Origin of the sequence: Actinomadura darangshiensis (assembly GCF_004349235.1) — a bacterium.
In the GTDB taxonomy this organism is placed as follows: domain Bacteria; phylum Actinomycetota; class Actinomycetes; order Streptosporangiales; family Streptosporangiaceae; genus Spirillospora; species Spirillospora darangshiensis.
This window is the reverse complement of sequence record NZ_SMKY01000099.1, coordinates 16906-28299: the sequence shown is the minus strand read 5'-3', so window position 1 is coordinate 28299 and position 11394 is coordinate 16906. Positions and strand designations below refer to the sequence as shown.

The 11394-nt window shown below is 73.8% G+C and carries 9 protein-coding genes; all 9 read right to left on the bottom strand.

All coding sequences use genetic code 11. The annotated features are described in order from the left end of the window. Positions 1 to 1023: cell division protein FtsZ (gene ftsZ / locus E1293_RS21790; RefSeq protein WP_132199291.1), on the bottom strand; the 1023-nt coding region annotated here is incomplete at its 3' end. A gap of 260 nt (positions 1024 to 1283) precedes the next feature. Next, entirely contained in the window at positions 1284 to 2030 is a 747-nt protein-coding gene (locus E1293_RS21785; RefSeq protein WP_132199290.1) for a cell division protein FtsQ/DivIB, read from the bottom strand. A 61-nt stretch (positions 2031 to 2091) separates the two neighbouring features. Then, a complete protein-coding gene (murC, locus tag E1293_RS21780; RefSeq protein WP_132199289.1) occupies positions 2092 to 3513 on the bottom strand; it encodes a UDP-N-acetylmuramate--L-alanine ligase in 1422 nt (473 codons plus the stop codon). Further along, positions 3510 to 4604, bottom strand: coding sequence for an undecaprenyldiphospho-muramoylpentapeptide beta-N-acetylglucosaminyltransferase (murG, locus tag E1293_RS21775; RefSeq protein ID WP_132199288.1), 1095 nt, complete (start codon positions 4602 to 4604; stop codon positions 3510 to 3512). The genes murC and murG overlap by 4 nt, the downstream gene beginning before the upstream one ends. Positions 4605 to 4645: 41 nt before the next feature. After that, positions 4646 to 5899 (bottom strand): putative lipid II flippase FtsW, encoded by a 1254-nt coding sequence (gene ftsW, locus E1293_RS21770; protein ID WP_132199287.1) that lies wholly within the window; start codon positions 5897 to 5899, stop codon positions 4646 to 4648. Positions 5900 to 5901: 2 nt separating this feature from the next. Further along, positions 5902 to 7365 (bottom strand): UDP-N-acetylmuramoyl-L-alanine--D-glutamate ligase, encoded by a 1464-nt coding sequence (murD, locus tag E1293_RS21765; RefSeq protein WP_132199286.1) that lies wholly within the window; start codon positions 7363 to 7365, stop codon positions 5902 to 5904. Further along, entirely contained in the window at positions 7347 to 8405 is a 1059-nt protein-coding gene (gene mraY, locus E1293_RS21760) for a phospho-N-acetylmuramoyl-pentapeptide-transferase (protein ID WP_132199285.1), read from the bottom strand. The genes murD and mraY overlap by 19 nt, the downstream gene beginning before the upstream one ends. Next, the gene (locus tag E1293_RS21755; RefSeq protein WP_132199284.1) at positions 8402 to 9784 is read right to left on the bottom strand and encodes a UDP-N-acetylmuramoyl-tripeptide--D-alanyl-D-alanine ligase; all 1383 of its coding nucleotides are present in this window, start codon (positions 9782 to 9784) and stop codon (positions 8402 to 8404) included. Before E1293_RS21755 ends, mraY begins: the two co-directional genes overlap by 4 nt. After that, positions 9781 to 11331: a UDP-N-acetylmuramoyl-L-alanyl-D-glutamate--2,6-diaminopimelate ligase gene (locus E1293_RS21750; RefSeq protein WP_132199283.1), complete on the bottom strand. Its 1551-nt coding sequence runs from the start codon at positions 11329 to 11331 to the stop codon at positions 9781 to 9783. The genes E1293_RS21755 and E1293_RS21750 overlap by 4 nt, the downstream gene beginning before the upstream one ends. Between the last annotated feature and the right edge of the window lie 63 nt (positions 11332 to 11394).

The following is an 11394-nucleotide window of genomic DNA, read 5'->3' as shown; positions in this document are numbered from 1 at the left end:
CCCGGGCGGCGGCGGGACGGGACGCGGGGGCGGGGGCAGCCGCTTGCTCTCCGGCTCCGGAGCCGGTTTGGAAGGGCGCCCCTCGTCAAAACCCGCCGCGATCACCGTGACCCGGACCTCGTCACCCAGCGCGTCGTCGATGACCGCGCCGAAGATGATGTTGGCGTCGGGGGCGGCCGCGTTGGACACCAGCTGGGCCGCCTCGTTGATCTCGAACAGGCCGAGGTCGGAGCCGCCGGAGATGGACAGCAGCACGCCGTGCGCGCCGTCGATGCTGGCCTCCAGCAGCGGGCTGGAGATCGCCATCTCGGCGGCGGCCACCGAGCGGTCGTCGCCGCGCGCCGAGCCGATGCCCATCAGCGCCGAGCCGGCCCCGGACATGACCGACTTGACGTCGGCGAAGTCCAGGTTGATGAGGCCCGGCGTGGTGATCAGGTCGGTGATGCCCTGGACACCGGACAGGAGCACCTGGTCGGCGGCCTTGAACGCGTCCAGCACGCTGACCTGCCGGTCGGAGATCGACAGCAGCCGGTCGTTGGGGATGACGATGAGGGTGTCGACCTCGTCGCGCAGCGTCTCGATGCCGGCCTCGGCCTGCATGGCGCGGCGCTTGCCCTCGAAGCTGAACGGGCGGGTGACCACCCCTATCGTCAGCGCGCCCAGCGAGCGCGCGATGTTGGCGACCACGGGCGCGCCGCCGGTGCCGGTGCCACCGCCCTCCCCGGCGGTGACGAACACCATGTCGGCGCCCTTGAGGACCTCCTCGATCTCCTCCCGGTGGTCCTCGGCGGCCTTGCGGCCGACGTCGGGGTTGGCGCCCGCCCCGAGGCCCCGGGTGAGCTCGCGGCCCACGTCCAGTTTCACATCGGCGTCACTCATCAGCAGCGCCTGGGCGTCCGTGTTGATCGCGATGAACTCGACGCCCTTGAGTCCCTCTTCGATCATCCTGTTGACGGCGTTGACGCCGCCGCCGCCGATGCCGACGACCTTGATGACCGCGAGGTAGTTCTGCGGTGCTGCCACGACGAGGGGCCTTTCCGCTCTCTCCGACCGCCCTGACCGGTCTGCTGACCGTGCCGCCGCGGTTTTCCCGACCTGTGTGCGCATGGGGCGGGGCCTGAACCCTCACCCTCAACTTGAGGCTTACAGTTATGTCAACCTGTGGACTGATACGGACAGTAGGGCGGCCTTACCGCCAGGGTCAACTAACCTCCCGGCGTGTCGCGGCCGGCACAGGTTTGCCCAGCTTGCCCGGCGCCCGAACAGCGTTCTCCTGATGCTTCTCACGACGTCTTGAGGACCTCTGGCGAACTGATGTCGACGGTGCGGACGGCACGGCCGCCCGCCGTGCGGCGCAGCGCGTCCAGCAACCGGATCTTCTCCCCCGCCCGCTCCGCGGCGCCCCACACCACCGTCTGGCCGCCCTGCATGTGCAGGGTGACGGCCTCCGGGCCGGTCGCCTCCACCTCGGCGAGCTTCCCGCTGAGGCGTTCGGGCAGGGCCGCCAGCACGGTGAGCGCCGCGAGGGTCGCCTTGTCGGACGGCCCCGGCGAGGCGACCGTCAGCGCGGGCAGCCCCGCCGGACGCGACTCCGCGTCGGCGACGGTCACGCCGTGCCGGTCGAGCAGCTGGTAGCGGCCGTTCCGGTCGAACACGGCCACCGGCTCCCGCTCCCGGACGACGATGCGGACCGTCCCCGGCCAGTGCCGCTCGATCTTCGCCGACTCGACCTCGCGGAGCCGCTCGACCCGCTCCCGGACCGCGCCCGTCCGGAGCCGCGCCATCGGCGTGCCGAGATCGATCCCGGCGGCGGCCACCACCCGGTCGCGCGGCGCCAGCTCGGTGCCGGACACCTCGACGTGCCGCACCACCAGCAGCCTGGACCCGAGCAGCACCCACGTCACCGCGCCGAGCGCGCCGACGACCAGCAGGGTGACGAACACCACCTTCCACCGGTTCGGGCGGCCGCGCTCCGCCTCCGCCTCGTCCCCGTCCGGGACCGTGCGGTGGCCGGTCTGCGCCTCGGTCATGACCCAAGCTTGACAGTCATCCCCCCGCCGGCCGCCGACCGCGCGGGCGGCGGCGTGTCACTCACGCCTCCGCGAGCCGCTCCAGGACGAGCGGGCCGAGCTGCGTCACATCGCCCGCGCCCAGAGTGATGACGACGTCGCCGGGGCGGGCGAGGGACGCCGCCAGGCGGGGCACCTCGTCTCGCTCGGGCGCGTAGACGGTCTCGGTCGCGGCCGGGACCGCGTCCGCGACCAGCGCGCCCGTCACACCGGGCTCGGGGTCTTCGCGGGCGCCGTAGACGTCCAGCACGACCGCGACGTCGGCGAGGCCGAGCGCCGCGCCGAACTCCGCGGCGAAGAACCGGGTTCGGCTGTAGAGGTGCGGCTGGAACACCGCGATGATCCGGCCCTGCTGACCGGACTGCCCGGCCTTCTCCCCCAGGTAGTCGCGGGTGGCCTCAAGGTCGGCGGTCAGCTCGGTCGGATGGTGGGCGTAGCTGTCGAACACCTCGACGCCGCCCGCCTCGCCCTTGCGCTCCAGCCGCCGCATCGACCCGGTGAACGCCGCCAGCCCGTCGCGCACCGCCTCGAAGCCGTGGCCGAGCAGGCGCGCGACGGCGACGGCGGCGGTGGCGTTGTGGGCGTAGTGCCGGCCGGGGACCCCCAGCCGCACCTCGCCGAGGCCCTCGATCTCGAACCGCGACCCGAGGCCGCGGGGGGTGAACCCGGTGACGCGCAGGTCGGCGTCCGGCGCCTCGCCGTAGGTCACCACGGTCAGGCCGCGCTCGCGGGCGGCGGCGGCCAGCTCGCGGGCGACCTGGTCGTCGGCCCCGGCCACCAGCGCCCCGCCGGGGACGATGCGCCCGGCGAACGCGGCGAAGTTCTCCTTGACCTGCTCGAACTCCCCGTAGTTGTCGAGGTGGTCGGCCTCGACGTTGGTGACCACCGCGATCCGCGGGGTGTAGCGCAGGAACGACCCGTCGCTCTCGTCGGCCTCGGCGATGAAGACGTCGTCGGCACCCTCGTCGGCGCCGAGGCCCGTGGTGACGAGCTGCCCGCCGATGCAGTACGAGGGGTCGGCGCCCGTGTGCTGGAGGGCGACGGTGAGCATGGAGGTCGTCGTCGTCTTGCCGTGCGTGCCGGCCACCGCGACCGCGCGCCGGCCCTCCATCAGGGACGCCAGCGCCTCGGAGCGGTGCAGCACGCGCAGGCCGCGCTCGCGGGCGGCGACCAGCTCCGGGTTGGTCTCCCGGATGGCGGTGGAGACCACCACCGTGTCGGCGTCGCCCACGTGCGCGGCGTCGTGCCCGACGAAGACCTTGGCGCCGAGGTCGCCGAGCTGGGTGAGCAGCTCGGAGTCGCGGGCGTCGCTGCCGGACACCCCGATGCCGCGGCGCAGCATGATGCGGGCGATGCCGGACATCCCCGCGCCCCCGATGGCGATGAAGTGGACCCGGCCGAGCTCGCCGGCCGGCACCACCTCACCGGGGTCGATCAGGCTCATCGCGCGGCACCCGCGGAGCGGACCACGTCGTACACCATCCGGGCGAGCGCGGCGTCGGCGTCCCGGCGCCCCATCGACCCGGCCGCCTCGGACATGTGCGCGACCTGGGCCGGGTCGGCCAGCACCGGCAGCAGGTGCTGCGCGATCCAGTCCGGCGACAGCTCGGCGTTGTCGACCAGCATGCCGCCGCCCGCCGCGACGATCGGCTCGGCGTTCAGCCGCTGCTCGCCGTTGCCGATCGGGAGCGGGACGTACACCGCGGGCAGCGCGACCGCGGCCAGCTCGGCGCAGGTCATCGCGCCCGCCCGGCACATCGCCATATCGGCGGCGGCGTAGGCGAGGTCCATCCGGTCGCAGTAGGGGATCGTGACGTACTGCGGGCCGCCGGACGCGGGCTCGGGCTCCTCGGTGTTCTTCGGCCCGACGATGTGCAGCACCTGGATGCCGGCCTGCCGGAAGTACGGCGCGGCGGCGACCGCGGCCTGGTTCAGCGAGCGGGCGCCCTGCGAGCCGCCGAAGATCAGCAGCGTGGGCAGGTCGGGGAGCAGCCCGAAGTAGGAGCGGGCCTTGTCGCCCATCGCGAGCCGGTTCAGCGTCGCGATCTCGCGGCGCAGCGGGATCCCGACGAAGGTGGCGTTCGGCAGCGGCGAGTCGGAGTGCGACACCGCGACGTGGTCGGTGAAGCGGGCGCCGAGCTTGTTGGCCAGGCCGGGCTTCGGGTTGGCCTCGTGCACGATGATCGGCACCTTGCGCTTGCGCGCCGCCAGGTAGCCGGGGGTGGCGACGTAGCCGCCGAACCCGACCAGGATGTCGGCCTGTGCCTGGTCGAGGACCGACGCGGCCGCGTTGATCGCCCCGCGCAGCCGGCCGGGCACCGACAGCAGCTGCGGGGTCAGCGTGCGCGGCAGCGGCACCGGCGGGATCAGGGCGAGCTCGTAGCCCCGCTGCGGGACGAGCCGGGTCTCCAGCCCCCGCTCGGTCCCGAGGCAGACGATCCCGGTGTTCGGGTCGCCGCGGCGCAGCGCGTCGGCGAGCGCCAGGGCGGGCTCGATGTGTCCGGCGGTGCCGCCGCCGGCCAGGACAACCCTCATGTCCGTTGACAACTCCTCAGCGTGTGATGAAAGGGGGGATTTCAACGCCGTGCCAGACCCAGCCAGCTTAGAGCCCTCACGACCGGTCCGGGACCCCGTGCGGAGAGTGCCTGCCGCGCGCCGGGCTCGCGCTTGGCGAACCCGAGCAGCATCCCGAGCGCGAACAGCGTCGGGATGAGCGCCGAGCCCCCGTAGGACACCAGCGGCAGCGGGATGCCGGTGATGGGCAGGACGGCGATGACCGCGCCGATGTTCACGACGGCCTGCACGATCAGCCACGCGGTCGCGCCGGCCGCGGCGAGCCGGGTGAACGGGTCCTTGACCCGCCGGGCGATCCGCAGGCCCGCGTAGGCGAGCATCCCGAACAGGCCGACGACGACGAGGGTGCCGACGAGGCCGAACTCCTCCCCCACGATCGCGAAGATGAAGTCGGTCTCGGCGTGCGGGAGGTAGTCCCACTTGGCGCGCCCCTCGCCGAGGCCGGTGCCGAACAGCCCGCCGGACGCGAGCGCGTACAGGCCCTGCGTCCCCTGGTAGTTGGTGGTGAGCTGGTTGCCGGACGGGTCGAGGAACCCGGTGAGCCGCTGCATCCGGTACGGCTCCACGAGGATGAGGATCGACACCAGCAGGCACACGAGCCCCGCGATCCCGACGAACAGCCGTCCGGGCGCGCCGACCACCCACAGCAGCGCCAGGAAGATGGTGAGCAGCACCAGCGTGGTGCCGAGGTCGCTGCCGAGCATGACCAGCAGGACGAGGATCCCGGCGCCCGGCATCAGCGGGACGAGCAGCGGCCGCCACTCGGTGAGCTGGCCGAGCCGGTCCTTGCGGGCCAGCAGGTCGGCGCCCCACAGTACGAGGGCGAGCTTGGCCAGCTCGGACGGCTGGATCTGCACCGGGCCGAGGTCGACCCAGCGGGTGGCGCCGCCCGCGCTGCGGCCGAGCCCGGGGACCAGCACCATGGCGAGGGCGACGACCGACAGCAGCAGCAGCGGGTAGGCGAGCGCGCGGAACGTCTTCACCGGCAGCCGGGACGCCAGCCACATGCCGGGCAGCCCGATCGCCATCCACATCGCCTGCTTCTGGAACAGCGTGTACGCCGAGCCCGTCGCCTGGAGCTGCTTCACGCTGGAGGCCGACAGCACCATCGTCAGGCCGAGCGCGAGCAGCATCACCGAGCAGCCCAGCACCAGGTAGTAGGAGGTGAGGGGCCGGTCGAGCAGCCCGACGGCGGCGGCCACCTGCTCGCGCGGCCCCGGGCGCCGGGTGTCCTCCTCCTCGGCCGCGGCGGTCATCGCTACCGTGCGCCCTCGGCGAGGCGTCGCACGGCCGCGATGAAGGCGTCGCCGCGGGCCGGGTAGTTGGCGAACATGTCGAAGGACGCCCCGACGGGCGCGAGCAGCACGGTGTCCCCCGGGCGGGCGAGGCCGGAGGCTTCGTTGACGACGCGGTCCATCGCCCCAGTGTCGGTGTCGGGGACGTCCACCACCGGGACATCCGGGGCGTGTCGCGCGAGTGCCTCCGCGATCCGGTGCCGGTCGCGTCCCATCAGCACGGCGCCGCGCAGCCGCCCGGCGCAGGAGCGCACCAGGTCGTCGACGTCCAGGCCCTTGAGGAGGCCGCCGGCGATCCACACGACCGGCTCGTAGGCGGCGAGGGACGCGGCGGCGGCGTGCGGCTGGGTCGCCTTGGAGTCGTTGACGTAGGCGACGCCGGCGACGTCCGCGACGTGCTGGATGCGGTGCGGGTCGGGCACGAACGCCCGCAGGCCCGCGCGGACGGCCTCGGGCGGCACCCCGAACGCGCGGGCGAGCCCGGCGGCGGCCAGCGCGTTGGCGACGTTGTGCGGCGCGAACGGGCGGACGTCGCCGAGCGCGGCCAGCTCGGCGGCCTGGCTCCCGGGGTCGTCGGTGTACGCCCGGTCGACCAGCAGTTCCTCGACGACGCCGAGTTCGCCCGGACGCGGCACCTGGAGGGTGAACCCGACCCGCCGGCGAACGTCCCCGGCGCGTTCGGCGAGCGCGGTGGACGTGGCGTCGTCGGCGTTGTAGACCGCGATGCAGCCGGGCCCGAAGATCTTGGCCTTGGCGCCGACGTAGGCGTCCATGGAGCCGTGCCAGTCGAGGTGGTCGGGCGCGACGTTCAGCACGGCGGCCGCCTCAGGGGCGAGGGTGCCGGACCAGTGCAGCTGGTAGCTCGACAACTCGACGGCCAGCACGTCGTACGGCTCGCCGAGCCCCTCCTGGGGGGGCGACCCCCCAGGCCCCCCGGAACCTCCTACAGCCTCCACGATCGGCGTCCCGACGTTCCCCACCGCGAGGGCCTTGTGGCCGGCGGCGGTGAGCATGCACGCCAGCATGCGGACGACGGTCGTCTTGCCGTCGGTCCCCGTGACGGCCAGCCATGGCGCGGCGTTGTCCGGGCGGAGCCGCCACGCCAGCTCGACCTCGCCGATGATCTCGATGCCGGCCCCCGCGGCCGCCGCGAGGAGCGGCGCGTCCGGCCGCCAGCCGGGCGACGTCACGACCAGGCCGGTGCCCGCCGGGAGGGCGTCGCCGTCGCCGAGCCGGACGGTGATCCCGCGTGCCTCCAGCTCGGCGGCGTGCCCGCGGTGCTCCTCGCCGTCGCGGGCGTCCACGATGGTGACGCGGGCGCCGTGCCCGGCGAGGACGCGGGCGGCGGCGCGGCCCGACACGCCGAGCCCGGCCACGCAGACGTCCAGGCCGTCCCAGGGGCGGTCGCTCACTTCTTCGGCATCCATTCCAGGTAGAACAGGCCGATGCCGATCGCGACGAACGTCGCCGACATCAGCCAGAACCGCACGACGATCGTGGTCTCGGCCCAGCCGGACAGCTCGAAATGGTGCTGCAGCGGCGCCATCTTGAACACCCGTTTCTTGGTCATCTTGAACCCGCCGACCTGGATGATCACCGACAGCGTGATCATCACGATCAGCCCGCACAGGATGGCGAGCAGGAACTGGGTGCGGGTGAGGATCGCCAGGCCGACCAGGACGCCGCCGAGGGCCAGCGAGCCGGTGTCGCCCATGAAGATCTTCGCGGGCGGGGCGTTCCACCACAGGAAGCCGAACACGCCGCCGAGCACGGCCGCGGCGACCACCGCGAGGTCGAGGGGGTCGCGGACGCTGTAGCAGTTGGGGGCGAGGGCGGCGGCGCAGCTGTTGCGCAGCTGCCAGTTCCCGATGATCACGTAGGCGGCCAGCACCATGCCGGCCGGGCCCGCGGCGAGGCCGTCCAGCCCGTCGGTGAGGTTGACGCCGTTGGACATGGCGGCGATCAGCAGCAGCGCCCACACCACGAACAGGTACGGGCCGATCGAGGGGCCGAAGTCGCGCAGGAAGGACAGGTGGGGGTCGGCGGGGGTGATGTCGTAGCCGTTGGGGAAGTTCAGCGACCCGACGGCGAACACGACGCCGACGAGGATGATGCCGATCATCTTGGCGCCGCTGCGCAGGCCGAGGCTGCGCTGCTTGAACACCTTGATGTAGTCGTCCACGAACCCGACGAGGCCGAGCCCCGTCATCAGGAACAGCACCAGGACGCCGGAGATCGTCGGCGCCTCCCCGGTGAACAGGTGCGCCGCCGCGTAGCCGACGAGCGAGCCGACGATGAAGACCGTCCCGCCCATCGTGGGGGTGCCGCGCTTGGTCAGGTGGGCCTCGGGGCCCTCGTCGCGGATCATCTGGCCGTAGCCGAGCCGGTTGACGACCCGGATCCAGCCCGGCGTGCCGACCATCACGAAGATCAGCGCGATCCCCGCGGCGATGATGATGTTGGTCATCGGCCGTCCTCCGCGAGGATCGCCTCGGCCACCCGTTCCAGGCCGGCCACGCGGGAGCCCTTCACCAGCACGACGTCCCGCGGCGCGAGCCGCTCCCTGAGCACGGTCACCGCCGCGCCGACGTCATCCACCTGCACGCACTCTCCCGTCCATGACGCCACCTGCCCGGCCCCTTCGGCCATCGCCGCCGCGTTCGCGCCGACGACGACGAGTCCGGCGATCCCGCTGCGCGCGACATGCTGCCCGATCTTGGCATGCTCCGCCACGGACGAGTCGCCCAGTTCGGCCATCTCCCCCAGCACCGCGTACGCGCGCCGGCCGCGGGCCATGTGGACGAGCACGTCGATCGCGGCGCGGGCCGAGTCGGGGTTGGCGTTGTAGGCGTCGTTCACCACGGTCACCCCGTCCGCCCGCTCGGTGACCTCCATCCGCCAGCGGCTCACCGGCACGGCCTCCGACAGCCCCGCGGCGATCGCGTCCGCGGTCAGGCCCGACGCGCGCGCGGCGGCGGCCGCGGCCAGCGCGTTCGGGACGGCGTGCGCCCCGTGCAGCCGCAGCGCGACCGGCGCCGACCCCTCCGGCGTGACGAGCGTGAACCGCGCCCGGCCCTGCTCGTCGAGGGTCTCGTCCGCAGCGCGGACCGCCGCGCCGGGCGAGCGGCCGAACGTGACGACCTCGCCGCGGGTGCGCGGCGCCATGGCGCTGACCAGCGGGTCGTCGGCGTTGAGGACGGCGGTCCCGCCGGGCGGCACCGCCTCCACGATCTCGCCCTTGGCGCGGGCGATGTTCTCCCGGCCGCCGAACTCGCCGACGTGCGCGGTCCCGACGTTCAGCACGACGCCGACGTCCGGCCGCGCGATGCCGGTCAGGTAGGCGATGTGGCCGATCCCGCGGGCGCCCATCTCCAGGACCAGGTGGCGGGTCCCGGCGCCGGCGCGCAGCACGGTGAGCGGCAGCCCGATCTCATTGTTGAAGGATCCGGGCGGGAAGACGGTGGGGCCGGCGCCGCTCAGCACCTGCCCGATGAGGTCCTTGGTGGAGGTCTTGCCGGCGGAGCCGGTGACGGCGACGACGGTCACGTCCGGCAGCCGGTCCAGCAGGCCCCGGGCGAGCCGGCCGAGCGCCTCCTGGACGTCGGCCACGACCACGCAGGGGCCGTCCACCGGACGCTGCGCGAGGACGGCCGCCGCGCCGGACGCCAGTGCCCCGGCCGCGAAGTCGTGCCCGTCCGCGCGCTCGCCCTTCAGCGCCGCGAACAGCGCGCCGGACTCCACCGCGCGGGAGTCGATGACCACGGGACCGCTCACCACCACGTCCGGTGGCCCGTGGAGGCCGCCTCCCGTGATCTCCGCGATCGTCGACAGCGGAAGTGGGATCACGCCTGCGTCCCGTCCCCTCTATTCCCTGGTGTGCGGCGCCGGAGCGCCGCGCGGACGACCTCGCGGTCGTCGAACGGATACACCTCGCCCGCGATGTGCTGGCCCTGCTCGTGGCCCTTGCCCGCGACGACGAGGACGTCGCCGCGGCGGGCCCGGCCGACGGCCAGCTCGATCGCGGCGGCCCGGTCGGGCTCCACGACGATGCGGGCGCGCTCCGGCTGCGGCACCTTCAGCCCGCCCTCGACCATAGCGGCGAGGATCGCGAGCGGATCCTCCGACCTCGGGTTGTCGTCGGTGAAGTACGCGGTGTCGGCCAGCCGGGCGGCGGCCTCCCCCATCAGCGGGCGCTTGCCGCGGTCGCGGTCGCCGCCGCAGCCGAGCACCACCGTGAGCGCGCCCTCGGTGACGGGCCGCAGCGCGTTCAGGACGGCCTCGACGGCGCCCGGCTTGTGCGAGTAGTCGACGAGGGTGACGAAGTCCTGGCCCTCGTCGACCCGCTCCAGCCGGCCGGGGACGCCGGGCAGCGAGGCGACCCCGCCGACGGCCGCCTGCAGCGGGATGCCGGCCTCGACCAGCGCGACGATCGCGGCGAGCGCGTTGGCGACGTTGAACGGGCCGGCGAGCCGGACCTCGCCGTCGGCCTCGATCCCGCCCGGCCCGACGACGCGGAACACGCCCCCGTCGGCACCGACGCGCACGTCCTCGGCCCGCCAGTCGGCCGCCGGGTCGCCGGTCGGCGAGAACGTCGTGGCCGGCACCGTGGCGATCTCCAGCAGCTCGCGGCCGTAGTGGTCGTCCAGGTTGATGACGCCGACGCGGGAGTACTCGGGGGTGAACAGCCGCGCCTTGGCGAGGAAGTAGTCCTGCATGGTGGAGTGGTAGTCCAGGTGGTCCTGGGAGAGGTTCGTGAAGACCGCGACCTCGTAGCGGGCGCCGCCGACCCGGCCCTGAACGAGGGCATGGCTGGACACCTCCATCGCGGCGGCGCCGACGCCGCCCTCGCGCATCATCGCCAGCAGCGCGTGCAGGTCGGTGGCCTCCGGGGTGGTCAGCGCGCTCGGCACCCGGTCGCCGCCGACCCGGATCTCGACCCCGCCGACCAGGCCCGTCCGGATCCCGGCGGCGCGCAGGCCCGCGTCCAGCAGGAACACCGTCGTGGTCTTGCCGCTGGTGCCGGTGACGCCGATGAGGGTGATGTCGCGGCCCGGGTCCCCGTACACCCACGACGCCGCGTCGCCGAGCCGCGCCCGGACGTCGGGCACCACGAGGACGGGCAGGCCCGTCGCCGCCGCCCGGTCGTACCCGTCGGGGTCGGTGAGGACCGCCACCGCGCCCGCCTCGGCGGCCTGCGCGGCGAACTGGGCGCCGTGCGCGCGGGCGCCGGGCAGCGCCGCGTAGATGTCGCCGGGCAGCACCGCGCGGGAGTCGTGCGTGATCCCCGTTGCCGACACCCTGTCCCATCCGCCGCCGTCCCATCCGTCCCGCCCGATGCCGAGAAGCGCCGCGAGCCCGTCCAGTGGACGAGCCGGATTGGTGGTGGGACGCATGGCGTTTCTTTCGGTGCGAGCGGAACGGGACTGCTGGGACACGGGTGGTGGACTCACAGGCGA